This is a genomic window from Streptosporangium sp. NPDC049248, assembly GCF_040678965.1.
Lineage (GTDB): Bacteria > Actinomycetota > Actinomycetes > Streptosporangiales > Streptosporangiaceae > Streptosporangium > Streptosporangium fukuiense.
In genome coordinates this window covers 79,341-101,601 of sequence record NZ_JBFAQY010000018.1, presented here as the reverse complement: position 1 = coordinate 101,601, position 22,261 = coordinate 79,341, and the positions used below count along the sequence as shown (strand labels likewise).

The window sequence follows — 22,261 nt, the reverse complement described above, 5'->3', positions numbered from 1 at the left end:
CCGCGGCACACGGAGAATCAGCCGGGCCCGCCACCGCCCGGCAGGGTGACCGTCACCACCAGGCCGCCGCCGGTTCGCGGGCGGGCGGCGACCTCACCCCCGTGCGCGCGGGCCACCGAGCGCACGATGGACAGGCCCAGCCCCGCCCCCTTGGCGGTGACCATGCGCTCGGCGCCCAGCCGCCGGAACGGCTCGAACAGCGCGGGAAGTTCGTACGGCGGCACCGTCGGCCCGCTGTTGCTCACCTCGACCTCGGCCCTGCCGTCGGCCCTGACACGGCTGGTCGCCCGTACCCAACCGCTCTCCTTGGCGTTGTGCCGTACTCCGTTCTCCACCAGGTTGTGCACCATCCGCTCAAGCAGCAGGGCATCGCCCAGTGTGAGCGCCTCCCCCGCGTGCTCGGTGATCTCGATCCCGGCCTGCCCCGCCTCGGGCGCGCACTGCGCCACGACATGGCTGAGCACGTCGGCCAGATCGACGGGAAGCCGCTCGGTGATCTCGTTCTCCGACCCGGCCAGCAGCAGCAGCCCGACGATGAGCCGCTCGTGCCTGGTGTTGATCTCCAGTAGGTTCTCGCCGAGCTGCTTGACGTCCTCGGAGGCCGATTTGCGGTGCATGGCCAGCTCGACCAGTGCCCGGCCCAGGGTGAGTGGGGTGCGCAGCTCGTGGGAGGCGTTGGCGACGAAGCGCCGTTGCCCGTCGAAGGAGCGGTCCAGCCGCTCGATCATGATGTCGAAGGTGTCGGCCAGATCCTTGACCTCGTTGTCGGGCCCGCGCAGCGCGATCCGCTCGTGCAGTCCCCGGTCGGCGGCGGGGGCCGCGGCGATCCGCCTGGCGGTCTCGGTCACCTGGTGCAGGGGGGCCAGGACCCGGCCGGTGACCAGCCAGCCGAAACCCGCCGCGGCGCCGCCGACGACCACCAGCACGATGCCGCCCAGGAGGAGCATCGAGGTGGTGGCGGCCTCGTGCAGGGTGCTCTGTTGCTGCTTCATCCACTGCTCCGCCTGCTCCGCGTCGAGCAGGGCGGCCGACGACGGGCCGTACATGACGTCGGTGGCGGACGTCGGGCGTCCGATGGTGATGACCTTCGTCTTGGAGGTGAGCTGTTGGTTGAAGAGCATGTAGACGGTGCCGAGCAGTACGATCCCGGCCACCAGGAACAGCCCGCCGTAGATCAGGGTCAGCCGGGCCCGCAGTGTGACGCGGCGCGGCAGCGGTGTCCGGGACCTCACGGGATGCGATACCCCACTCCGGTGACGGTCTCGATGACCGGGGGGTCGGCGAGCTTGCGGCGCAGCTTGAGGATGGTGAGCCTGACGGCGCCGGTGAACGGGTCGGCGTACTCGTCCCACGCCTTCTCCAGCAGGTACTCGGCGGGAACCACCGCGCCGTCGGCACGCAGCAGCTCGGCCAGCACGGCGAACTCCTTCCTGGCCAGCGGCACGTAGCGGCTGTCGCGGAACACCTCGTGACGTGCGGGGTCCAGGGTGATGCCCGCGCGGCGCAGCACCGGCGGCGTGGCGGGGCGGCACCGGCGCCCGAGCGCCAGCACGCGGGCGGCCAGTTCGGGGAAGGCGAACGGCTTGCTGAGGTAGTCGTCGGCGCCCAGTGACAGGCCCTCGACCCGGTCGGTGACCTCGGCGGCCGCGGTCAGCATCAGCACCCGTGCGCCGGCTCCCACCTCGACCAGCTCCCGGCAGACCTCGTCGCCGTGTACGGCCGGCAGATCCCTGTCCAGCACGACCACGTCGTAGTCGTTGACGCCCGCCCGCTCCAGCGCCGCCGCTCCGTCGAGGGCGACGTCGACCGCGTGGGTCTCCTCACGCAGCCACTCCGCGATCGCCTCGGCGAGCAACGGCTCGTCCTCCACCACCAGAACTCGCATGCCCCCATGGTGGCCGCCCCGGTGTTTCCTCCACGTTAGTGAGCGTTCCTGGAAACGCCGGGGAAACACCGCACCCGCTTGCATCACCTCCCGAAGGGCCGGAAACGCTCCGGCCGCGCTCTTGAGGAGACGACACCATGCGACTGCGGACGCACCATGCGCCGGTGGCACTGCTGATGGCCCTGATCCTGACCGGATGCGGCGCCGCTCCCGAAACCGGCACGGTGGCCTCGGCCGGCGGCGGGGCCAAACAGGCGGGTAGCAGTGCCGCCCCGACCCTGAGCCGGGAGGAGAAGGGCGTGAGGTTCGCCCAGTGCATGCGGGAGAACGGCGTGCCCATGGAGGATCCGGAGGGTGGCCGCATCCAGCTCAAGTTCGACAAGGACGGCGGCGTCGACAGGTCCACGGTGGACAAGGCCATGCGGGCATGTCAGGAGTTCAGCCCACAGGGCGACAGGTCCGGGGCCGCCGACCCCGAGGCGGAGGAGCGAGGCCGCGCCTACGCGGCCTGCATGCGCGAGAACGGCCTGGAGGGCTTCCCCGATCCCAAGCCGGGCCAGCGCGGCATCATGATCACCCCCGAGATCGGTGAGGACCCTGACTTCCCCGCCGCCCAGCAGAAGTGCCAGGACATCATGGCGGCCGGTGGCCCGCGGTGACCGCTGAGGAGAGCCGCCCACGGCGCCGTGCGCGCCGCGGCGGAAAGATCGCCGTGGCGATCCTCGCCCTGGCCGTGGGCGGCGCGGTCGCCGCCGGCGTGCTCGGCATGGGCGACGGCACCGCGGCGGACTCCCCCGCCACCCGGCTGCCGCCCAAGACCGTCCCGGTGACCAGGCAGACGCTCACCGACACGCACACCGCCGACGGCGCGCTCGGCTACGGCACCACCGGTACCGCCGTCAACCGGCTGCCCGGTACCCTCACCCGCCTGCCGGGCACCGGCGACCGCGTCACCCGCGGCAGAGCCCTGTATCGGGTGGACGACAAACCGGTCGTGCTGATGTACGGCACGCTGCCCGCCTACCGGACGATGCGGATCGGCGACGAGGGTCCCGACGTCAAGCAGCTGGAGAGGAACCTGAAGGCACTGGGCTACACCGGCTTCACGGTGGACGGCGAGTACACCTACTCCACCGCCGAGGCCGTCAGGCGGTGGCAGGAGGACCGGGGCCTGCAGGAGAGCGGCGAGGTCGAACTCGGCCGGGTGATGTTCGCTCCCGGCGCGGTTCGCGTCGACAGCCTCCAGGCGGGAGAGGGCGACCCGACGGGCCCGGGACGCAAGGTGCTGACCTACTCCGGCACGGCCAAGGCCGTCACCGTCGAGCTCGGCGCCTCCGAGCGGCGACTGGCCAGAAAGGGCGGCAAGGTGACCGTCACGCTCCCCGACGGCACCACCATCGGCGGTCGCGTCGAGGAGGTGTCCACCGTGATCAAGCCGGGCGGTCAGGGCCAGAGCCCCACGACCGGCGTGGAGGTGGTCGTCGAGCTGCGCGGCGGGAAGGCGCAGAAGGCGGCCGCCGCCTACGTCATGGCCTCGGTCGACGTCACCTTCACCGCGGGCAGGCGAGAGGACGTGCTGACCGTCCCGGTCGCCGCGCTGCTGGCGCTGCGGGAGGGTGGCTTCGGCGTCGAGGTCGTCAACGGCTCGACGTCCTCCTACGTCCCGGTCACGACGGGCCTGTTCGCGGCCGGCCGGGTGGAGATCTCCGGTGACGGGATCACCGAGGGAACCGCGGTGGGGGTGCCGAAGTGATCTCGCTGAGCGACGTGACGAAGATCTATCCCGGCGGTGTCACCGCACTGGCCGGCGTCTCACTGGACATCGGCGCCGGCGAACTCGTCGCCATCGTGGGCCCCTCGGGCTCGGGCAAGTCCACCATGCTCAACGTGCTCGGCACCCTGGACCGGCCCACCGCCGGCAGCGTGCGCATCGACGGCTACGAGGTGGGCGGGCTCGGTGACGCCAGGTTGTCGGCGCTGCGGGCCACCCGGATCGGCTTCGTCTTCCAGCAGTTCCACCTCGCCGCGCGCGTCACGGCGCTGGACAACGTGGCCGACGGACTGCTCTACTCCGGCCTGCGGCCGGGCGAGCGGCGGCGCAGGGCGGCGGCGGCGCTGGAGCGGGTCGGGCTGGGCCATCGGATGGACCATGAGCCGCATGAGCTGTCCGGTGGTGAGCGCCAGCGTGTCGCGGTGGCGCGGGCGGTGGCGGGCGATCCCCCGCTTCTGCTGGCCGACGAGCCGACCGGCAACCTCGACTCCGCCTCGGGGGCCGGGGTGATGGAGCTGATGCGCGGCCTGCACGCGGGAGGCACCACCGTAGTGATCATCACGCACGACCGGGAGATCGCCGAGTCACTGCCACGCCGGGTACGGATGCGCGACGGTCGCGTGACCTTCGACAACGCGCGGCCCGAGGCCACGGTCCCGGAGGTGGGGCGATGACCGCCGAGGTGCCGCGACCGGCGCTGCGACCGGCGCTGCGACCGGCCAGGATGTGGCCGCGCGATGTGCTCAAGGTGGGCGTGGTGGGCCTGCGCACCCGGCCGATGCGGGCGTTCCTGTCCGCGCTGGGGATCGCCATCGGCATCTCCGCGATGGTCGCCGTGGTGGGCATCTCCTCCTCCTCGCGTGCCGATCTGGACCGCACCCTGTCCGAGCTGGGCACCAACCTGCTGACCGTCTCGCCCGGCACGACGATGACCGGTGAGCAGGCCAGGCTGCCGGTCGAAGCCGAGGCGATGGTGGGCAGGATCGCCCCGGTGGAGTCGGTCTCGGCCATCGGACGGGTGGCCGACGCCGACGTCTACCGCACCGGAAAGATCCCCAAGGCGGAGACGAACGGGATCGCGACCTACGCCGTGCGGACCGGGCTGCCCGCCACCGTCGGGGTCGAGGTCCGTAGCGGTACCTGGCTCAACGCCGCCACCGCCTCCTATCCGGCGACGGTGCTGGGCGCGATCACCGCGCAACGCCTCGGGATCGGCCACGCGGGGCCGGACACCCAGGTAATGGTCGGCGGGGTGTGGTTCACCGTTGTCGGCATCCTGGCCCCGACGCCGCTGGCGCCCGAACTGGACACCGCGGCGCTGGTCGGCTGGCCGGTGGCCGAGTCCAGGCTGGGCTTCGACGGCCGCCCGACCGTCGTCTACACCCGCTCGCGGGACGCGCAGGTGGAGGCGGTGGCTCAGGTGCTCGGCGCCACCGCCAACCCGGAGGCCCCCAACGAGGTCGACGTGTCGCGTCCCTCCGACGCGCTGGCCGCCAAGCAGGCCGCCGACGCGGCCTTCACCGGGCTGCTGCTCGGCGTGGGCGGGGTGGCACTGCTGGTCGGCGGGGTCGGGGTGGCCAACACCATGGTCATCTCGGTGCTGGAACGGCGCGGTGAGATCGGCCTGCGCCGCTCCCTGGGGGCGACCAGGGGGCAGATCCGCACCCAGTTCCTCGCCGAGTCGCTGCTGCTGTCGGCGCTGGGCGGGATCGCGGGCGCGCTGCTGGGCGTGGCGGTCACGGCGGGGTATGTCACCTCGGTGTCGTGGTCCGTGGTGATACCGGTGTGGGCGGTGCTCGGCGGGGTGGGCGCCACGCTGGTCATCGGCGTGCTGGCCGGCCTGTACCCGGCGATCCGCGCCTCCCGCCTGTCGCCCACCGAGGCGCTGACGCAGCCGTAGCCGGTTAGCGGTGCGGCAGGAGCCTCCTGGAGATCGTCCAGGCTCCGGAGGTGAACAGCCGTCATCCCCGGCTTCCGAGGGACCCTCCAGCGATGGGCCGGAGGCACCGGTATCGAACCATCGCGGGGAGGGATACGTCATGAGGGCATGAGACATCGGCTGTCAGTCGTTCTGCTGCTTCTGGCCGGGGCCCTCGTGATCGCTCCCGGTACGGCATGTGCCTGCTCCTGCGCTCCCCTCGAACCGGCCGAGCAGGTGAAGGGGGCGGCGGCCGTCTTCACCGGGACGGTGGTGGCCGCCCGCCGGGTCGGCGGAGACCCGCTCGGTACTCCACCGCCGGTCGTCTACACCTTCCGGGCCGACCAGATCTACAAGGGGAAGGCGAGCGCCGAGTTCGAGGTGGCCACCAACGCCGACAGCGCCGCGTGCGGATACAACTTCGTCACCGGGTCGCGGTACCTGGTGTTCGCCGCCACCGGCCAGTCAGGTCTGCTCACGGCCGATCCGGGGGTGGCCCTGAACACCTCGCTCTGCGCCGGTAACCTGCTGGTCAGCCCGGGTGATGCCGCGTTGCGTGCCGGGGACGGCCTGCCGAGCGGGGAGTCGCTCGCAGCGGAACTCGTCACCGCCCTGGGTACCGCGACCCCACCCCCGGCGCTCCCGTCCCCGACGGCCGTCGCCACTCCCGCACCGGACGCCTCCGGCGGCGGGTCGATCCCGATCTGGATCTACGCGGGGGTGGCCGTGACGGGCGCCGGCCTCACCTTCACCGGGTGGCGATTCTCCCGGCGGCGCGGACGGAGCAGGCGCCTGCCGGACTAGGCGTGTCGACCGGACGGGCCGGTGACCGCGACGGATCAGGCACCGTGCGGTTGTCGTGGAGCCGGTTCGGGCCGCCTCCCTGGGATACGGGCTCGCCCAGGGAGGCGGCATCGGGCTCAGAGGCCGTAGGTGGAGAACAGGTTGGTGGTCGGCCAGGTGGTGACCGCGTTCGCGGCCTTGTGCATCAGGGAGTCGATGTCGCCGTAGCCGAGGCCCGAGGGGTCGTCACGCTGGTCGAACAGCACCACCCAGCTCAGCCCGTCGTACCTGCGGACCATCAGGGTCGAGGTGCCGGGTAGCGACCCGGTGTGCCAGGTGTTCATGCCACCGGTGACCGGGCGCACGTTCCACCCCAGACCGTAGTACCAGCCGTCCGCGTTGATGCCGATGGACGGCTTGGCGAACGTCCTGGTGATGGACGCCGCGGTGAGCGGTCCCGTGCCGTCGAAGATCGTGCTGAACTTCGCCAGGTCGACGGCGGAGGAGAGCCAGCCGCCGTGCGCGGCCATGTTCTCGATGTTGAAGCTCCCGTAAGGGGCGGGCAGCACGGCGCCGGAGGTGTCGAGCACCGTCGTTCCGGTCTTCCCGGAGAAGTACGGAGCCTCCGTCGACCGCCGCTGGCTCTTCGCGGATCTGCCGAGCGCCATCCGCTTGATCTTGACGGCGCCGAGGACCTTCTGCTGTACGTAGTCGGCGTACGACAGGCCGCTGATCTTCTCGATGATCTTCTCAAGCAGCAGGTAGCCGTAGTTCGAGTAGGCGTACTTCGTTCCGGGGGCGTGGTCGAGCGGGCGCCTGCCGGTCCACTCGATGACGTTGGCCTGGCTCACGGGCAGGGACACCCCGAGCAGCTTCGCGACGGCGCGGTCCTGGAACATCGGGTCCGAGGAGATCGCGCTGTTCCAGCCGCCCAGGTGCTGCAGCAGGTGGAGCACGGTGACGTCGCCGAGCCGGGTGTCGGCGGCGGTGCTCAGGCCGAGCAGCGGCGCCACCCGGGCGGACAGGCTCAGCTTTCCGTCCTGGACGAGCTTCGTCACCGCGGTCGCGGTGACCGGCTTGCTGAGGCTGGCGACGCGGAACAGCGAGGTGGGGCCCGCCTGGAACGTGGTGTCCGCGGTCCAGTTGTAGCCACGGGCCAGCATCAGCTTGCCCTTGCGCACCACGGCCAGGGACGCGTGTGGGATGGCACGTGCCTGCATGAAACTTTTCAGGGTGCTGTCGAAGGATGCCAGCCCCGAGGCGCTCTTCCCGGTGACCGTCCAGACGGGGGCGGTCACCCGGCCTGACGTGGCGGCGGCGAATCCCGGACGTGCCTGTGCGGTGGCGGCCCCGGCCGCCGCGGCGCCCGCGAGCAGCCTGAACGTGTCCCTGCGGGTCAACATCCCAGATCCCCCGATCTTTGAGGTCATCACGAAAACGGGATCTTACGGGAAATCAACCCATATCCGGTGGAGACAGGGCGGAGCGCAGAGTGCAGATGGCGCCGAACTCCCATCATTGACACATTTGTCAAGTCTCTCTAACTTGCAGATGGTCTTGTATGTGGAAGCTGTTCACGTGTGTGACCACGGGAGTGTGACCATGTCGCCCCAGAGTCCGTCGTTCGGCCGACGTCAGATGCTGGCCGGGGCCGCGGCCCTCGGCCTCGCGCTCGTCCCGGCCACCCGGGCCGCGGCCGGGACCAACCCCGCGCGCCCGTTCGGGCCGTACGGCTCACCGCTCCGCAGGCTGAACGAGCGCACGCTGTACGTCGACTCCCAGGGCCGGGGTGACCACACCGCGGTCCAGGCGGCGGTCGACGCGACGCCGGACGCTCCCGGGCAGGGCTGGACCCTGGTGATCGCGGCCGGCACCTACCGCGAGACGGTCCTGGTGGCCCAGGCCAAGACCGGCCTGACCCTCGTCGGCGCCACCCGCCGGGCCCGCGACGTCGTCATCGTCTTCGACAATGCCGCGGGAACGGCCAGGCCCTCCGGCGGCACGTACGGCACGAGCGGCAGCGCCACCACCACGATCCAGGCCGACGGCTTCACCGCGGCCTATCTGACCTTCGCCAATGACTGGCTGCGCGCCGACCACCCGGAGATCACCGCGACGCAGGCCGTCGCGGTGAAGGTGATGGGCGACCGTTCGTTCTTTGAGGCGTGCCGTTTCCTCGGTCATCAGGACACGCTTTACGCCGACACCCTCAGCCTGGCCGCCTTCGCCAGGCAGTACTACCTGCGCTGCCAGGTCGAAGGCGACGTCGACTTCGTCTTCGGCCGGGCCACCGCGGTCTTCGACCGGTGTGAACTGCGCACCCTGGTCCGCGACGTGCCGTTTCGGCCCTACGGTTTCGTGTTCGCCCCGAGCACCGCCGCCGCGAACCCGCACGGTTACCTGGCGACCGGTTGCCGCATCACCGGCGAGTCCCCCGACGGCGCCTACGGCCTCGCACGCCCCTGGCGCCCGAGCAGCGACCCGACCGCCGTCCCGATGCTGACCGTGCGCGAGACCTGGATCGGCCCCGGGATCGACGTCACCGCTCCGTACGTGAACATGAGCGCCGGTTATCCCTGGCAGGACGCCAGATTCGGCGAGTACCGCAATGTCGGTCCGGGGGCCGCGAGGCCCGTTCCCGAGAACAGGCCCCAGCTGACCCCCGAACAGGCGGCTGGGCGGACCGTCCGCGCCTGTCTCGGCGACTGGCGGCCGTCAACGATCGATGATCATCTCTGGTCAGCCCTGGGCCGGTGACAGTTCCGCCATCCGCGACCAGCCCTCGCCGGGCACCTCGACGTTGATGATCTCCGGCGTCTTCGTGATCAGCTCGGGCATCCAGGCCATGGCGGTCCTGAAGTGCTCCGAGTTCACGTGCGCCTCGCCCGCCGCGGGCGAGGCGAACGCCTCCAGCAGGACGAACTGGCCGGGCACCTCGACGCTCCTGGACCATTCGAAGAAGACGTTCCCCGGCTCGCTGCGGGTGGCCTGGGTGAAGTCGTCGACGAGCGAGAGCCACTCCTCGGCCCGCTCGGGACGGATCGTGAACTTGACGGCGATGAAGATCATGAACTGTTCCCTGTCGAGAGTCGAGACGAGTGTTACCCGCCTGCGGGTATGGCGTGGGGCAGGTGTGCGGCGCCATGGCCAAGATAAGCGAGCGGATGCCGGGGAGCGGGAACCCACCCGCCGTGAGCCGGCCTCGGTCGGCGGCGCATGGGCGGGTCTCAACCGGGAAGGTCGGCACATGATGGGCGACGAGACCTGGCTCAGGAACCTCACCGTCCCGGCCGCCATCACGTGACGTCCTCACCCGACAGGGAGCAGACCATGCAGGCTCCACCGTCCCCGCGCGTGGCCCGGCCGGTCATGTACCACCGCTGGTCCGAGATGACCTTCATGCACTGGCGGTACCCGCCGGCCGAGATCCAGCGGCTGCTGCCGGCCGGGCTCACGGTGCACACCTTCGACGGCGCCGCCTGGGTCGGCCTCACCACCTTCCTGATGGAGGACGTACGGATACCGCACTCGCCGGCCCTGCCGTGGCTGTCGCGATTCCCCGAGACCAACGTGCGCACGTACGTACGAGATGACCAGGGGCGCGACGGCGTCTGGTTCCTGTCGCTGGACGCCGGGCGCCTGCTCGCCGTGCTCGGCGCGCGGGTCGCCTATCGGCTGCCCTACTTCTGGTCCGGCATGTCCGTCCGCGCGGACGGTGAGCGTCAGGGTTACCGCTGCCGCCGCCGGTGCCCCGGGCCGGTGGGCGCACGATGCGACGCGGACGTGGAGATCGGTCCGCCGCTCGCGGAGTCGGAGCGCGACGAGTTGGCGCACTTCCTGACCGCCCGCTACCGGCTGTTCACCACGGTCGCGGGCCGGACTGTCCACGCCGAGATCGAGCACCCCGACTGGCCGCTGCGCCACGCCCGGCTGATCCGCCTGGAGGAGGACCTCCTCCAGGCGGGCGGGCTCGCAGCTCCGGACGGCGCCCCCCTACTGCACGCCTCATCCGGGGTGCCGGTGAGGGTCGGGATGTGGAGCCGGTGACCACGTGTCATCCCTGCCTGACCAGCAGGTGGCGCGGGCCGCGCAGGACCGCGCTCTGCCGGTACGGGGGCGGGTCGGCGACGAGCCGGGGATTCTCCAGGTGGCGTACCAGCCCGTTCAGCGCGATCTGCGTCTCCAGCCGGGCCAGGGGGGCGCCGAAGCACAGATGGATGCCACTGCCGAAACCGAGATGCCGGTTGTCCCGCCGGTCGGGATCGAACCGGTCGGGGTCGCGGAAGTACGCGGGGTCGCGGTTGCCGGAGGCGAGCATGAGCGTGATCCGCGAGCCCTTCGGGATGGTGACGCCCGCGACGGTGAGGTCGCTGTAGGCGGCCCGCCAGGGGATGATGTGCACCGGAGGTTCGTAGCGCAGCAGTTCCTCGACCGTCCGGATGATCATCTCGGGCTCGCGGCGCAGGCGCTCCAGCACTTCTGGGTGGCGTAGCAGGGTCAGCACGCCGTTGGTGATCAGGTTGACCGTCGTCTCGTGACCCGCGATGAGCAGCAGGTTGGCGGTGCTGACGATCTCCTCGTCCGTCATGCGCCCGTCGGGGCCTTCGTCGCTCGCCAGCCGGGACAGCAGGTCGTCGCCCGGCGGCCGGCCGCGGCGGCTCCGCAGGAGTTCGGCGAGATAGTGCCTGAGGTCCTTGCGGGCCTGCGTGCCCTCCCGCAGGCGTTCCTGAGGGTCCGTCGCGGGGTCGAAGTCGAGCAGCGCGACGATCGCCTCGACCCACCGGTGGAATCGCGGCTCGTCCTCGCGCGGCACGCCGAGCAGGTGGCAGATCACGGTGACCGGGAAGGGGTAGGCGAAGTCGTCCACGATGTCGATCTGGTCCCTGCCCACCAGGTTCTCGATCAGGTCGGTGACGACGGCGGTCAGGTCGGACCGCATGTCGTTCACCAGCGTGGGCGAGTGCGGGGGGCCGAAGTGCCGCATCGCCATGCGGCGCAGCCGGTCGTGCCGCGGCGGGTCGAGGCCGATGAACGCCGGTGGGTCCCCGCGCTCGGCGAGGGCCGGCCCCGGGTTTTCGAGGCTGTGCGCGTCGGAGCTGAGGTGCGGGTCGTGCAGCAGCGCGCTGATCTCCCGGTAGGTGCTGACGACGTAGTCGCCGTCCTCCTGCCGGGCCACCGGCCTCCTGCGCAGCTCCGCGTAGAGCGGGTACGGGTCGGCCCGGCTGGAGTAGTCGAGGATCCGCTGGAGAGTGCTGGGCGCCTGAGCGACTGTCATGACCGCTTCTCCTAGGGTTTGCCCGGGTTCAACAGCCCGGCCGGGCGAACGCCACGCGCCGCTCGCTCGGCTCGTGGCCGGTGACCATGACGGTGGCTCCGTGGGTGATGACGACGGGATCCGGGAAGCGGGCGGGGACCGGCTTCATGTCCGCGGGCTGGTCGGGGGTGGGGCAGGAGGGCGGGAAGGGGGCCGCCGCCTCGATCAGTCGCCGGTAGTGGTCGAGCCATTTGGCGTTGTCGAAGCTGACGGCCGCGGTGACTCTGCCGCGGTACCCGTAGGCCGCGACGAACCGGTGCTCCTCCACCGACCCCTGGGTGACGACGACCTCGTCCGCCATGACCGGAACGCCGACGGACTTGATGTTGACGCCGAACTGCATGGACCAGAACGTCGGCATGGACAGGTGCGGCCAGCGGTCTGTCGGAGGGCTGACCATGTTGTGCGCCGCGACCTGGGCCTGCTCCACCGCGTTGGCCCAGTGCTCCAGCGACAGGAACCGGTACTCGTAGACCGGGTGCGGGCAGCGTGCCACGTCCCCGGCGACGAAGACGTCATCGGTGACCAGGCCGTTGATGTCGAACGCCCGGCACCCCGAGTCGCAGGCCACCCCCCAGCGACCGGCGGCCAGCCCCGAGTCCCGCAGCCACTCGGTGTTGCGCACACCGCCGAGCGCGACCACCACCACGTCGGCGTCGATCGTCTCTCCATCGGAGAAGTGAGCGCGGCGCACCCGCCCGTCGCCCTCCAGCCGGGTGACCCTGACACCGCAGCGCAGGTCGACGCCGTGAGCACGCTGGAGGCCCGCGGCGATCGAGCCGATCATGCTGCCGAGCGCTCCCACCAGCGGGGCCTCGGCGACCTCGGCGACGGTCACCGGTATGCCGCGCTCGCGGCAGATGGAGGCGATCTCGGAACCGGCGAACCCGGCCCCGATGACGAGTACCCGGCCGGGCCCGGCGTCCAGCCGCTCCCGCAGGCGGCCGGAGTCGTCGCGGGTGCGGACCACGAACACGCCGTCCAGTGCGGCTTCGGCCTCGTCGGGCCAGGACCTGGCACGTACACCGGTGGTGATCAGCAGCCTGTCGTAGGGAATCTCCCGCCCGTCCGCGAGCCGCACCCGCTTGCCGGCGAGATCCAGTCCCGAGGCGGCCACACCGAGCAACCACTCCGCGCCGATCTCGCGGCGCCGGGGTAGTGCGGTGCCGTCCGCGGGTACCCAGCCGGTCAGGACCTGCTTGGAGAGCGGAGGCCGGTCGTAGGGCTCGCATGCCTCGTCCCCGATGAGGGTCAGTGATCCGGTGAAGCCCTCGTCGCGCAGCGCCTCCGCGGCTCTCAGCCCCGCGAGGGAGGCGCCGACGATCACGATGCGGCCGTCACGCCTGAACGCCTTCAGGCTTCTCTCGCTGCTCATGACGGCCCAGATGTCTCGACCAGGATCGCCTGGACCGGACAGGCCGCGGCCGCACGCAGGACCTGGTCCCGCTGCGCGTCGTCGGGGCTGGAGTGGAACGCGAGGGCCTCCTCACCCTGCATCCGGAACGTGTCCGGGGCCAGGAAGGCGCACTGCGCATACCCCTGGCAGCGCGCCAGGTCGACGACAACCCTCATCAGGACCATCCCTTCCGAGCCCGAACACGGTTGAACAAGGCGCGAGGGGAGTCCGCGGGCCGGGTCTACCGTGAACCCGGCCTCGGAGCGATGCCGTGGCACGTCCTCACGTGTCGCCGGCGGCCGCCACGGTTTCGGGGAGAACGGTCAGGGAAAACCGCGAGGTAATGCGCTGACCTGGCTAAACGAGCGTATCGCGGACATCGGGGCGGAGCATCGCCCTTCTGCCAGCGGGTGGTCAAGGATTGCGTACGAGCGATCCCCTCCGGTTCGGCCGTGGCGAGGTCCGGACGGCTCGCTCAAGCCGGTCGACGGTCGTGGGGGCGGCCCCGGTGCGTCCCCTTCGCGAGCGGTGATGCCCGATCGGTCGGCTGACGATCGAGGCTCAGAACGCGGCCCGGACCTCCTCCTGGCCGGGATCCTCCTGGCTGAGCGTCCTGCTCCGTGCCGCCGGTGAACGCAGGTTCATCCGCAGGCGGACCCGGGAGCCTACGGCGATCCGCTCGATGGTGAACTCGTCGCACAGCTGGGTCATCAGCCACAGGCCGAAACCTCGAACGGTGCCCGTGGGGCGTTTCGCCGGGATGTGCTCGGTGGCCAGAATCCCCACGGTGTCGGTGACGTCGATGGTCAGGTGGGTCTCGTCCTGCCAGACGTCCACCGTGCCCTTGCCGCCGCCGTGCTCCAGAACGTTGATGACCGCCTCGTTGGTGGCGAGGAGGAGGTCGTTCAGACGTTCGCCCCGCATGCCGGCCTGGGTGGCGTAATGGTGGAGACGTTCCCGCAACGCGCTGAGATCCTCGTCGATCGACCAGTGCTGGCCGTGGTCGCCGATCACGACACCCCCTTGACGTCGCCTTGTCTGGCAGTCACCGGGGGACGAGCCGACTTGCTCCAGAATCAGGGCGTTGCAGATGAGTTACACGATGCTAGACACCTGCCCGATCGTTGCCAACTTACGACGGTCATCCGCCGTGAATATCCGGGGCTCGCAGTGCCCTGACAGCGTCGGCGACGGTGGGCTGGATGCCGAAGGCCTGGGCGAGTCCGGTCAGGTGGAGGATTCGTTGCAGGCGGGGGTGCGGGCCGGCCAGGACGATGTTGCCTCCGCGATCCTGGACGATCTTGCGGGCGTTCAGGAATTCCTGGATTCCTGTGGAGTCGCAGAAGGTCAGATCGGCCAGGTCCATGACGAGGTCACCCCGGTCCTGGCCGATGGCCTGGCGAAGGTCGTGACGGAACCGCTCGGCATTGGTGTAGTCGAGCTCGCCGGCCAGGCTCAGCAGGACCATCTCCTTTACCGAGGGGTCGGACACATCGGTCACGCGGACGGCAGCGCTCACGGGTTACACCTCTGTGGACGGTCGGGGGAGGGAAGGCGGCCGGTGCCTCAAGCCTGGAGCCGACCGGGCCGATCCGGAGGTGCTCGGCTTGAGATCCTCCGAATTTCTCTAGAGCACTTTTACGCTACAGCCGAGGGGTGATCAGTTGTTATCCCACTGACGGATACCTTCTCTGGACCTGTCGTCGAGCACCTCCGACCAGCCGCAGATCTCGGCGATCCGCCACGCGTGCGGCCGGAGACCTCTGACGATCAGTCTGCGGTCGCCCACCATCCCGGATGCGATCTCCGCCAGCACCCGCAGGCCGCCCACGTCGACGAAGTCGACACCCTGGAGATCGGCATGCAGATCGCCGCAGGTGCGCTCCGCCGCCACGGCGAGGGCCCGCACCAGGATGTGCCGCGTACAGAGGTCGATCTCTCCCTCGCAGCGCAGGCCGACCGGCAGATCGGTGAAGAGAACGCGCAGTGAGCCGTGGCTGACCTCACCTACCATTGTGATCACCTTCTGGACGGGACATGAGGGTCGGTCGACATCTGCCGCGACGGCAGGCATGTCGACTGATCGTCATGAGGAACCGGCGGTGCCGGTGCCTGCTCTCATCATCCTTCAGCTGGGCGCATTTTGGTATGGTTTGCCGGTTTCGTGTTTCAATGCACGGAAACCGATCGGCCATCGCGTCCGCCGGAGATCCGCACGCACGGGAATGAACGTCTCGCGGAATCGGCTGACCAAGAGACCGCCGTACGGCGGTCCGGCAAAGGAGAACCCCCATGCAGGTGGACGTCAAGCTCTCCCCCGGTGGCGATTCCTTCGTGGCGACGGTGGACGGCAGGCGCGCGGGGCGGTTGGAACTCGTCCGGCGTGACGGGGTTATCGTCTATCCCCACACCAAGGTCGAGCCGGCGTACGAGGGCAACGGGGTGGGGGCCGCACTCGTCCGCACCGCGCTGGACGCGGCCCGCGCCGAAGAGGCCAAGGTCGTGCCTCTCTGCTGGTTCGTCAGGGAGTGGATAGACCGCCACCCCGACTACGCCGATCTTGTTCAGGGCGGCTGACCGATTCATAGCCAGAGGGTTTGGGACGTTCACGCCCCCGATAATCGCGCCGGAGCGAGCGGACACGCTGGTCACCGCGATGTCCGGGCAGAAAGCTTCTTGGCGGCCGGTGACCGGAACCTTCGGGCGGATGGAGCGGCCCACTCCGGGGGTTATCGTAAGAACGCAGGCGGTTTTGCAACAGGATTCATGGCAGATTGTGATCATCAGGTCGCGAGTCGTGCGGGATGATAGTGGCAATTACCCGGTTAGCGTAGATCGGCTGTGACGCTTGTCATGCGGGCCGGGTCATGGCCCGATCCCTTGCTAGGCTGCAGGGAACCGTTCGAACCGGGCGTTGTCTCACCCCGGCAGGTGAGACTTCTCAAGAAGTGGGGTCACACCGTGAAGAAGTTGCTCGTTCTGGCGCTCGTCGCCCTCGGGGGGCTGCTGGTCTGGCGCAAGGTGCAGGCCGACCGCGCCGAGCTCGACCTGTGGACCGAAGCCACCGGCAGCGAGAACTGACAGACGCGGCTACCGATTCGGGTGCTTTCATGGTCCTTGCCCAAGATGGCGTAAAACCCATCAGGCTTGTCTGCCTGGATCTGGCAGGCACCACGATCGGTGACGTCGCCATGGTCGAGCGGGCGTTCGCCGAGGCGATCGCCACGCAGGGCATCGTGCCCGGGACCGGTGCGTACGCTCGTGCCATGGTGCACGTGCACCGGTCCCGGGGATGCTCCAAGATCGATGTCTTTCGGGGGATCTTCCCGGACAACGAGGCCCAGGCCCAGGCGGCCAACCTGACCTTCGAGCGTTCCTACGAGGGCGCCATCGGACGCGCGGGCCTGGTTCCACTGCCCGGAATCGTCGAGGCACTCGACAAGCTCCGCGGTGCCGGCGTCAAGATCTGTCTCACCACCGGCTTCAGCCGTGTCACGCTCGGCCGCGTGCTGGCCGCCCTGAGCTGGTCCGACAGGATCGATCTGGCCCTGTGCCCCGAGGACACCGGCCGTGGCCGTCCGATGCCCGACCTGGTGCTCGCCGCGGTCATGCGACTCGGCATCGAGGACGTACGCCAGGTCGCCGTAGTCGGGGACTCCGAGAGCGAAATGCTCTGCGGCCGCCGTGCCGGCGCGGCGGTGGTCGCCGGCGTCCTGACCGGCGTCCACAGCAGGGAACGCCTCCTCAACGGGGGAGCCACCCACATTCTCGACTCCATCGTGGATCTCCCCAAACTCCTTCTCGGCACCACCTCCACCGAAACCCCTCTGGCTGCCGCAGCCCACTGACCGGCCGTAGATCCGATACGAGTTCAATCCGGTTGAGTGTGAGCTGACTCCCGCCCTCCGGGAGATCGCGCGAACGTTCCCCTTGCCGCACGACTGGGCAGCCCCCAGGCGACCTCGGCTGTGCGGCCTTTGTGTTCGGTTAGATCTCTCCGGTGCGGATGCCCAGCAGGAAGTCGTTCCAGCGAATCTCCCCTGCGATCACCGCTGTGCTGATCGGCCGGCGGGTGGAACGTCGTCCGGACGCGAGGGTTCTGCCTGCGGATCGATGTACGTCCCTCTTCCGACCACGGTTCTGATCAAGCCACGCCCGCGCAGTTCCCGCATCGCGCGCCGCACCGTCAGGTACGCCACTCCATATTCGGAGGCAAGATCACGCTCTGCCGGGAGCCGCTGACCCGGCCGTAGGTCACCGGCATCGATCAACGCCTGGATGTGATTGGCCAGCCGGACATACACATATTCCGGGCTGTCCTCTTCTGGATCGAACGGCGAGACGCTGCTCATGACTTCACCGTATGGCTATGGTGACCTGCTGAAATCTATGGGAAGCCATGCATTGCTATACATGGCTATGCTCTACCGCGTAGCCTCTGACCAAGTACAAAAACGGGACCCGCAGGCGCTCGCAACGCCGTACGGGTCCCTTGATCAGGAAGGTAGTCCTGACCCGTGAGCAACCTTAGTGCTCTCGTTCACAGACAGACGGTCGGTGGTTGCGGCTGTTTCGCCGAGGTGCCGCCGATGCCGATGGGCTGTGCCGTCTGCGGGCACGCCCCCTACGCGCACGGTTGCCCCGACCGGCCCGCCGACCATGAGTACGTCCAGCCCTCCGGCGACCTGCTGGACATTCGCCTGCGGGCCCGCCGGACCGGAGACCGCTCGCTGCCCTGCTTCGAGCCCTCCGCCCCCGTGGCCCCGGCCGAGGGGATCCCGCCGATACCCGTCCAGCGCTGTCCCGGGCAGGCCGCGCCCGTCGTGCCTGCCGTACCGGCGTCGTCGTCCAGGCGGTCGCGCTGTCGTCTGCGATCGACACGTCCGTCCAGCCTCGCCCGCACTGAGGTGTCCCGATTCGGCTACCGGCGCCACCTCGGGTCCCGCCCGAGGCGAACAACCACCTGCGCACTGCTCGCCCTGTCTTCGTACCGGCCCCCTGGCCGGTACGGCGTACCCCTCCAGATCCTTCCCTGCTCCACAGAGCGGGCCCGCCCACTGTTGACAGCGACCGGACGGGCCCTTGATCGGATCGAGGTCCAACCAGTGCGAGATGGTAGTTCCACCACCCCAGAGCCCACCGGCCCCCAGACCACGATCCCCGGCTGGCGGCTGATCCTCAGCGATGCCGGACGGCTGTGGGCCAGCCGGGAGCAGCCCTTCTCCCCGGTCGCCACCCATGCCGGAGCCGAACGGACCGTCGACGGCGACACCCTGGAGGCGTTGCGCGCCGAGACCGACCGGCAGGAGACCTTCGCCCGCGAGGCCGAGGAACAGGTCGCGAAGGAGCAGGCGGCACAAGAACAGGAGGCCCCTGCTTCAGCGGCTCTTGCCCTGGAGATGCGGGAGCGGGAGCAGGCCGGGCGGGTGATCTCATGATCCGTCGCTGTCTGGCCCGTGCCCGGGGCCGTCACCGCGACGGTCAAGCCGCCACCGCTTCGGTCCCGCACTACACCTGGGACCACGAGGCTCGCGCCGAGGCCGCCATGCTGGAGATCACCCGGCCTGGCTGGTCCGTGCTGTACGGCACCGGAAGCCGCCTCTTCCACGCCATCGCCACCTGGTCCACCCCCGAACCCCTGATCATCTGCGACCGGACCATCGAGGGCCTGAAGACCCAGATGCGCGAGGCCGAGACGACCTCGCTCGTCCGGCGCTGGGAACTCACCTCCCCCTCGGCCATCGCCGGCCGCCGCTGAGCAGGCACGGCGGCCCCATCCTTTCCCCGCTCCGGGGCCGCCGTGCCGTCGAACACGTGCCGCGTGAGTACGAAACGCGGTGCGTGACGCGGGCGGGCCCGCCCACCCGGCCCGCCCGCGCCCTCCAGACAGAAGCCCCCACCGTGACCAACCCCGAAACCGACCCCCAGCCCTCGCTCGTCGTGCTGCGGCGGACCTTCCCCGGCTGGTACATCGACCACGACCCTGTCCTCGGCCGCTGGATCGCCATGCGCCACCGGCCCCTCACCACCCAGGAGTCCAAGGCCGGCGCCAAGTGCTTTCTCCAGCGCGGCTGCCCCGACCGGCTCAGCACTGCCCTGACCGATCAGACGGAACTCACCCGCCGTACCCGTACCGCCCCCTGAACCGGCACGGCGAGTACGGCCCGCCCCCGTGACATACCGCCCGCCATCCCACTCCACGATCCAGCCCCGCTCGCTCAGCCCAAGCCCATGCGCCACCGGCCCGATCCGCTCAATGAGGTCCATCACCAGGGCCGATCTCGTGCTCCGGGACCGTTCGCGACCTCCGCCCCTCCTACTCGACGCGACATGCCGAGCCCTACCCGGTCCAAGTGGCGTAGGAGCCGGTCCTGTTGCTACGGTGTACGACTGAAGCAGGCCGTCTCCCATGCAGCGGCTTGAATCTCGGGGCCTTAGCTCAGTTGGCAGAGCGCCTGCTTTGCAAGCAGGATGTCAGGAGTTCGAATCTCCTAGGCTCCACTTCCTCTCGGACACGAAAAAGCCCAGGTCGGGCATGGTTGCCGTAACCTGGGCTTTGATCTTCATTCGGCCTTCTTTCGCTCCCGTGCCCGTTGCGTGCCCGATCCCTTCCCAAGTGCCCCACGGGCGATCCGTGCCACCTCCCGCTGCCGCTCGTACGTCGAGTGCTGATAGAGCATCGCGGCCCGCGTGCTTGGAGTGACCCATGCGCTCCATCAGCTCCCGGATCGACGCCCCGGCGTTCGGGGCGAGGGTGTTCCCGGTGTGCCGAAGGTCGTGAAAGTGGATTTTCGGAAGATCCGCGTCTTTGAGTGCCTGAGCCCAGACCCGGCGGTTGAAGTTGGTGTTCCGTAGCGGACCGTCATCCGGTCCCGCGAAGATCAGTCCCTTGTCGCCGTCCTGGGTGAAGTTCTTCACGTGCGCCCGCAGGTCCTCGATGATCAACTCGGGGATCACCACCGTCCGCTTGCCCGCCGCCGTACCTGGCCCTCTGCCGCTCGCCGACCGGGCGTGCGGCCTGGAGGCCGGTCCCGACCGGCGCCCCGGGCCGTAGCCGCCCGCGCACCCGCCACAGCCGATGCACTCGCCGACCCCAGCGACGCGCCGCCGCCCAGATGCAGCTCTCACGATCGTCTCATCGTGGTCGGCCGCCATACGTGGCGAGGGGCGATCGACGATCCGGGACCTCGTTCCTCGGCCCCGGCTCACCGAAAGCCTGCCCTGGCCTTCGCGCCAGGTTCAGCGGAGTTCGTCTTCCAGCAGACCCATGATGACCTTGTCGTGCCACTTTCCGTCGCGCCGGAACGCCTCACGCATGCGCCCCTCCTCAACGAAGCCCACCTTCTCGTAGACCCGGCGGGCCGCCTCGTTCTCGGCGACTGCGGTCAGCGAGATCCGGTGTAGCCGCATCTTGCCGAAGCCATAGCGGCAGATCGTCCGCATCGCGTCGGTGGCGTACCCCTGGCCCCAGGTGTCCTTCTCACCGAGATAGATATCGAGCTTGGCATCGCCGATCTCGGGTTCAGCCTCCCGTAGCGCGACGATACCGATCGTCCGGCCGTCGAGTGTCTCGATCATCAGGTTCAGGTTGCCGTAGGAGTCGGGGCCGCGCTCCTCAAGCCGCTTCCTGGTGAGAGCCAGCGACGGCGGATAAGGAGCATCCATCCACCGCATGACCTCAGGGTCGCTATGCCAGCGCCACAGAGTCTCGGCGTCCGACGGCTCGATGGCGCGCAGCTGTACGCGATCTCCAGTAACCATGCCGGTTTCCTACCAGAAAGCGGAATAAGCGTGCGAGTTAATTGACAAGCAGCGGCTCGGAAGCCTTGGCCGTACAGCCAAGAGCGTGAACGACGTCGGAACTCAGCGAACATCCACGGATACCGCGACCGCAGGTTAGAGCCTCTGACCTTGATCGAATTGACTTCTTTTAATCCGCAGGTTTCTGGGTCGCCCTATGTCCCTGGGACACAGGGCGGTGACGGTCTCCGGTGCTATCCAGCATCCCCGGCGTCGTTCCCGATCGCCTATGGCAAGCCGTACCCATGCGGGGAGGCGCGGCGCAATGCCGGAGACCGTCTCGAAGGGGGTACCGCCGTGCCCGTCGCGTGCCCGATGGGACGGAGAACAAGGGGGAACAGCGGGGAGTCACGGGGAACGCGATCAGGGCACGGAGCTGCGTCTTCGCAGGTCGAACAAGATCGGTATGCGTCTTTGCAAGCAGGATGCCAGGAATACGACGACGACGTCGTTGACGAGAGTTGCCCTGTTGTGTGTGCCGGACCAGGATCACTCGCATGGGCTTCTGTGAGTACTACCGGGCTGCGGATCGTGAGACGGCGATCATCCAGCCGGAGCATGGCCGTGTGGTCGCCGACCCTGCTAAGTACGGCGTCCCCGAGTTCGACGCCATGGAGACCAAATGGCTCGACCCGTCGATAACCCTGAACGAGCTGGCGGCGCTCATCGCCAATGTCGACCTGTCCACGGAGTTGGTTGCCACGGTGCGCCTGTACCCCTCCTCGTATCCCGACCCGTTCCCGCAGACCGACGAGGAATGGGACGCCCTGCCCGAGGACTCGCCCTACCTCAGCAGCGTGAGTATCGAGGAGCTGTCGGTGAACGTGCGTGACCTGCTCGCCGGCGCCGACGACGCGCACCTGCCGAGGGTGGTGGAGCGCTGGGCGAAGAGCGAGCAGTTCTCACACTTCAGCTCGGCCGACCTGGAGTATCTGATGCCCGTGGCCAAGGATCTCATCGGGTTGTCCCGCCGCGCGAAGGAACATGGCCAGCAGCTCTACTGCTGGTCGTGCGCCTGACCGGGACGGTCGCCGAGCAGATCGGCCCGGCTGCCTGCCGGGCCATTGGCGGGCCATTAAGGGCGGTCAACGGCGGTCAGTCACGGTCGCTCGCGGGGAGCCCTCCGCCCAGCTCATGGCCTGCACAGCCCGAGATCGGACCGATTTGCAAGCAGGATGTCAGGAGTTCGAATCTCCTAGGCTCCAGTCCACGTCAAAGACCACCTCTCGTGATCAGGAAATGGCCTGTGCGATCTCGTGCAGCAGCGAAATACGCTGACGGCGACGAATCCAGTTGCTCACCGAGCCGTTTGAGAGATCGGGAGCCTGTGGAATTTCAACCCGGGATAAAGCAGGCTTCTGGGCCGCTTGAGAGCGGTAGAGCCGGCCACCTCG

At 69.3% G+C, this 22,261-nt stretch carries 27 protein-coding genes and 1 tRNA gene; 15 read left to right on the top strand and 13 right to left on the bottom strand.

Annotation, left to right across the window (positions count from 1 at the left end; all coding sequences use genetic code 11):
* Positions 1 to 17 precede the first annotated feature (17 nt).
* Together AB0K21_RS28610 and AB0K21_RS28605 are read right to left on the bottom strand one after the other, a co-directional pair.
* Positions 18 to 1,232, bottom strand: a complete 1,215-nt coding sequence (locus tag AB0K21_RS28610) for a HAMP domain-containing sensor histidine kinase (RefSeq protein WP_343970465.1) — start codon at positions 1,230 to 1,232, stop codon at positions 18 to 20.
* Complete coding sequence (locus AB0K21_RS28605) at positions 1,229 to 1,885, bottom strand: response regulator transcription factor (RefSeq protein WP_364154784.1); 657 nt, start codon at positions 1,883 to 1,885, stop codon at positions 1,229 to 1,231. Before AB0K21_RS28605 ends, AB0K21_RS28610 begins: the two co-directional genes overlap by 4 nt.
* Before the next feature lie 137 nt (positions 1,886 to 2,022).
* On the opposite strand from AB0K21_RS28605, the gene AB0K21_RS28600 reads away from it, so the two are divergent.
* From AB0K21_RS28600 to AB0K21_RS28580, 5 genes are all read left to right on the top strand, one after another.
* Entirely contained in the window at positions 2,023 to 2,544 is a 522-nt protein-coding gene (locus tag AB0K21_RS28600) for a hypothetical protein (RefSeq protein WP_364154781.1), read from the top strand.
* Complete coding sequence (locus AB0K21_RS28595; RefSeq protein ID WP_364154778.1) at positions 2,541 to 3,638, top strand: peptidoglycan-binding protein; 1,098 nt, start codon at positions 2,541 to 2,543, stop codon at positions 3,636 to 3,638. Before AB0K21_RS28600 ends, AB0K21_RS28595 begins: the two co-directional genes overlap by 4 nt.
* Entirely contained in the window at positions 3,635 to 4,330 is a 696-nt protein-coding gene (locus AB0K21_RS28590; RefSeq protein ID WP_343970476.1) for an ABC transporter ATP-binding protein, read from the top strand. The genes AB0K21_RS28595 and AB0K21_RS28590 overlap by 4 nt, the downstream gene beginning before the upstream one ends.
* Positions 4,327 to 5,556 carry an ABC transporter permease gene (locus tag AB0K21_RS28585; RefSeq protein ID WP_364154775.1) on the top strand — a complete coding sequence of 410 codons (1,230 nt, stop codon included), beginning with the start codon at positions 4,327 to 4,329 and terminating at the stop codon, positions 5,554 to 5,556. Before AB0K21_RS28590 ends, AB0K21_RS28585 begins: the two co-directional genes overlap by 4 nt.
* A 147-nt stretch (positions 5,557 to 5,703) precedes the next feature.
* Positions 5,704 to 6,378 (top strand): hypothetical protein, encoded by a 675-nt coding sequence (locus tag AB0K21_RS28580; protein WP_364154772.1) that lies wholly within the window; start codon positions 5,704 to 5,706, stop codon positions 6,376 to 6,378.
* A gap of 116 nt (positions 6,379 to 6,494) precedes the next feature.
* Here AB0K21_RS28580 and AB0K21_RS28575 read toward each other — a convergent pair whose 3' ends face one another.
* A complete protein-coding gene (locus tag AB0K21_RS28575; protein WP_343970486.1) occupies positions 6,495 to 7,760 on the bottom strand; it encodes a serine hydrolase domain-containing protein in 1,266 nt (421 codons plus the stop codon).
* 199 nt (positions 7,761 to 7,959) lie between these two features.
* On the opposite strand from AB0K21_RS28575, the gene AB0K21_RS28570 reads away from it, so the two are divergent.
* Positions 7,960 to 9,114, top strand: coding sequence for a pectinesterase family protein (locus tag AB0K21_RS28570; protein WP_364154769.1), 1,155 nt, complete (start codon positions 7,960 to 7,962; stop codon positions 9,112 to 9,114).
* Here the strand turns inward: AB0K21_RS28570 and AB0K21_RS28565 are convergent.
* Positions 9,097 to 9,426 carry a putative quinol monooxygenase gene (locus AB0K21_RS28565; RefSeq protein ID WP_343970492.1) on the bottom strand — a complete coding sequence of 110 codons (330 nt, stop codon included), beginning with the start codon at positions 9,424 to 9,426 and terminating at the stop codon, positions 9,097 to 9,099. The genes AB0K21_RS28570 and AB0K21_RS28565 overlap by 18 nt on opposite strands.
* Before the next feature lie 261 nt (positions 9,427 to 9,687).
* Here AB0K21_RS28565 and AB0K21_RS28560 point away from each other — a divergent pair, with 261 nt between their 5' ends.
* The gene (locus tag AB0K21_RS28560) at positions 9,688 to 10,404 is read left to right on the top strand and encodes a DUF2071 domain-containing protein (RefSeq protein WP_343970495.1); all 717 of its coding nucleotides are present in this window, start codon (positions 9,688 to 9,690) and stop codon (positions 10,402 to 10,404) included.
* Positions 10,405 to 10,411: 7 nt separating this feature from the next.
* Here the strand turns inward: AB0K21_RS28560 and AB0K21_RS28555 are convergent, their stop codons facing one another.
* The 6 genes from AB0K21_RS28555 to AB0K21_RS28530 all read right to left on the bottom strand — a co-directional run bounded on the left by AB0K21_RS28555 (position 10,412) and on the right by AB0K21_RS28530 (position 15,081).
* On the bottom strand, positions 10,412 to 11,632 hold the full coding sequence (locus tag AB0K21_RS28555; RefSeq protein ID WP_364154764.1) for a cytochrome P450: 1,221 nt from the start codon (positions 11,630 to 11,632) through the stop codon (positions 10,412 to 10,414).
* 28 nt (positions 11,633 to 11,660) lie between these two features.
* Entirely contained in the window at positions 11,661 to 13,046 is a 1,386-nt protein-coding gene (locus AB0K21_RS28550) for an FAD/NAD(P)-binding oxidoreductase (RefSeq protein ID WP_364154761.1), read from the bottom strand.
* On the bottom strand, positions 13,043 to 13,243 hold the full coding sequence (locus AB0K21_RS28545; protein WP_343970504.1) for a ferredoxin: 201 nt from the start codon (positions 13,241 to 13,243) through the stop codon (positions 13,043 to 13,045). Before AB0K21_RS28545 ends, AB0K21_RS28550 begins: the two co-directional genes overlap by 4 nt.
* Positions 13,244 to 13,628: 385 nt before the next feature.
* Positions 13,629 to 14,081, bottom strand: a complete 453-nt coding sequence (locus tag AB0K21_RS28540; RefSeq protein WP_364154758.1) for an ATP-binding protein — start codon at positions 14,079 to 14,081, stop codon at positions 13,629 to 13,631.
* 127 nt (positions 14,082 to 14,208) lie between these two features.
* Positions 14,209 to 14,586: an STAS domain-containing protein gene (locus AB0K21_RS28535; protein WP_364154755.1), complete on the bottom strand. Its 378-nt coding sequence runs from the start codon at positions 14,584 to 14,586 to the stop codon at positions 14,209 to 14,211.
* A 141-nt stretch (positions 14,587 to 14,727) separates the two neighbouring features.
* Positions 14,728 to 15,081, bottom strand: a complete 354-nt coding sequence (locus AB0K21_RS28530) for an STAS domain-containing protein (RefSeq protein ID WP_343970948.1) — start codon at positions 15,079 to 15,081, stop codon at positions 14,728 to 14,730.
* A 278-nt stretch (positions 15,082 to 15,359) separates the two neighbouring features.
* Here AB0K21_RS28530 and AB0K21_RS28525 point away from each other — a divergent pair, with 278 nt between their 5' ends.
* From AB0K21_RS28525 to AB0K21_RS28515, 3 genes are all read left to right on the top strand, one after another.
* On the top strand, positions 15,360 to 15,644 hold the full coding sequence (locus AB0K21_RS28525) for a GNAT family N-acetyltransferase (RefSeq protein ID WP_343970514.1): 285 nt from the start codon (positions 15,360 to 15,362) through the stop codon (positions 15,642 to 15,644).
* Between the two features lie 384 nt (positions 15,645 to 16,028).
* Positions 16,029 to 16,148 carry a DLW-39 family protein gene (locus AB0K21_RS28520; RefSeq protein ID WP_211264163.1) on the top strand — a complete coding sequence of 40 codons (120 nt, stop codon included), beginning with the start codon at positions 16,029 to 16,031 and terminating at the stop codon, positions 16,146 to 16,148.
* Between the two features lie 29 nt (positions 16,149 to 16,177).
* A complete protein-coding gene (locus AB0K21_RS28515; protein ID WP_364154751.1) occupies positions 16,178 to 16,915 on the top strand; it encodes an HAD family hydrolase in 738 nt (245 codons plus the stop codon).
* Positions 16,916 to 17,113: 198 nt separating this feature from the next.
* On the opposite strand, the gene AB0K21_RS28510 is transcribed toward AB0K21_RS28515, so the two are convergent.
* On the bottom strand, positions 17,114 to 17,419 hold the full coding sequence (locus AB0K21_RS28510; RefSeq protein WP_364154748.1) for a winged helix-turn-helix domain-containing protein: 306 nt from the start codon (positions 17,417 to 17,419) through the stop codon (positions 17,114 to 17,116).
* 753 nt (positions 17,420 to 18,172) lie between these two features.
* Here AB0K21_RS28510 and AB0K21_RS28505 point away from each other — a divergent pair.
* The 4 genes from AB0K21_RS28505 (at position 18,173) to AB0K21_RS28490 (ending at position 19,568) form a co-directional block, all read left to right on the top strand.
* Positions 18,173 to 18,505, top strand: coding sequence for a hypothetical protein (locus AB0K21_RS28505; RefSeq protein WP_364154745.1), 333 nt, complete (start codon positions 18,173 to 18,175; stop codon positions 18,503 to 18,505).
* Entirely contained in the window at positions 18,502 to 18,825 is a 324-nt protein-coding gene (locus tag AB0K21_RS28500; protein WP_364154742.1) for a hypothetical protein, read from the top strand. Before AB0K21_RS28505 ends, AB0K21_RS28500 begins: the two co-directional genes overlap by 4 nt.
* Before the next feature lie 143 nt (positions 18,826 to 18,968).
* On the top strand, positions 18,969 to 19,211 hold the full coding sequence (locus AB0K21_RS28495; RefSeq protein ID WP_364154740.1) for a hypothetical protein: 243 nt from the start codon (positions 18,969 to 18,971) through the stop codon (positions 19,209 to 19,211).
* 284 nt (positions 19,212 to 19,495) lie between these two features.
* A tRNA-Ala gene (locus tag AB0K21_RS28490) sits at positions 19,496 to 19,568 on the top strand.
* Here the strand turns inward: AB0K21_RS28490 and AB0K21_RS28485 are convergent.
* Positions 19,542 to 20,024, bottom strand: a complete 483-nt coding sequence (locus AB0K21_RS28485; protein ID WP_364154738.1) for a tyrosine-type recombinase/integrase — start codon at positions 20,022 to 20,024, stop codon at positions 19,542 to 19,544. The two genes, AB0K21_RS28490 and AB0K21_RS28485, sit on opposite strands and share 27 nt — an antisense overlap.
* Before the next feature lie 282 nt (positions 20,025 to 20,306).
* Positions 20,307 to 20,828, bottom strand: a complete 522-nt coding sequence (locus AB0K21_RS28480; protein ID WP_343970546.1) for a GNAT family N-acetyltransferase — start codon at positions 20,826 to 20,828, stop codon at positions 20,307 to 20,309.
* 536 nt (positions 20,829 to 21,364) lie between these two features.
* Here AB0K21_RS28480 and AB0K21_RS28475 point away from each other — a divergent pair.
* Positions 21,365 to 21,886, top strand: coding sequence for a hypothetical protein (locus AB0K21_RS28475; protein WP_364154735.1), 522 nt, complete (start codon positions 21,365 to 21,367; stop codon positions 21,884 to 21,886).
* Positions 21,887 to 22,261: the final 375 nt, after the last annotated feature.

Coding starts and splice junctions, on each gene's coding strand:
- AB0K21_RS28605 (WP_364154784.1), bottom strand. CDS start 1,885: ATGCGAGTTCTGGTGGTGGAGGACGAGCCGTTGCTCGCCGAGGCGATC.
- AB0K21_RS28600 (WP_364154781.1), top strand. CDS start 2,023: ATGCGACTGCGGACGCACCATGCGCCGGTGGCACTGCTGATGGCCCTG.
- AB0K21_RS28585 (WP_364154775.1), top strand. CDS start 4,327: ATGACCGCCGAGGTGCCGCGACCGGCGCTGCGACCGGCGCTGCGACCG.
- AB0K21_RS28580 (WP_364154772.1), top strand. CDS start 5,704: ATGAGACATCGGCTGTCAGTCGTTCTGCTGCTTCTGGCCGGGGCCCTC.
- AB0K21_RS28575 (WP_343970486.1), bottom strand. CDS start 7,760: ATGTTGACCCGCAGGGACACGTTCAGGCTGCTCGCGGGCGCCGCGGCG.
- AB0K21_RS28570 (WP_364154769.1), top strand. CDS start 7,960: ATGTCGCCCCAGAGTCCGTCGTTCGGCCGACGTCAGATGCTGGCCGGG.
- AB0K21_RS28565 (WP_343970492.1), bottom strand. CDS start 9,426: ATGATCTTCATCGCCGTCAAGTTCACGATCCGTCCCGAGCGGGCCGAG.
- AB0K21_RS28560 (WP_343970495.1), top strand. CDS start 9,688: ATGCAGGCTCCACCGTCCCCGCGCGTGGCCCGGCCGGTCATGTACCAC.
- AB0K21_RS28555 (WP_364154764.1), bottom strand. CDS start 11,632: ATGACAGTCGCTCAGGCGCCCAGCACTCTCCAGCGGATCCTCGACTAC.
- AB0K21_RS28550 (WP_364154761.1), bottom strand. CDS start 13,046: ATGAGCAGCGAGAGAAGCCTGAAGGCGTTCAGGCGTGACGGCCGCATC.
- AB0K21_RS28545 (WP_343970504.1), bottom strand. CDS start 13,243: ATGAGGGTTGTCGTCGACCTGGCGCGCTGCCAGGGGTATGCGCAGTGC.
- AB0K21_RS28530 (WP_343970948.1), bottom strand. CDS start 15,081: ATGGTAGGTGAGGTCAGCCACGGCTCACTGCGCGTTCTCTTCACCGAT.
- AB0K21_RS28525 (WP_343970514.1), top strand. CDS start 15,360: ATGCAGGTGGACGTCAAGCTCTCCCCCGGTGGCGATTCCTTCGTGGCG.
- AB0K21_RS28515 (WP_364154751.1), top strand. CDS start 16,178: ATGGTCCTTGCCCAAGATGGCGTAAAACCCATCAGGCTTGTCTGCCTG.
- AB0K21_RS28510 (WP_364154748.1), bottom strand. CDS start 17,419: ATGAGCAGCGTCTCGCCGTTCGATCCAGAAGAGGACAGCCCGGAATAT.
- AB0K21_RS28500 (WP_364154742.1), top strand. CDS start 18,502: ATGATCCGTCGCTGTCTGGCCCGTGCCCGGGGCCGTCACCGCGACGGT.
- AB0K21_RS28480 (WP_343970546.1), bottom strand. CDS start 20,828: ATGGTTACTGGAGATCGCGTACAGCTGCGCGCCATCGAGCCGTCGGAC.
- AB0K21_RS28475 (WP_364154735.1), top strand. CDS start 21,365: ATGGGCTTCTGTGAGTACTACCGGGCTGCGGATCGTGAGACGGCGATC.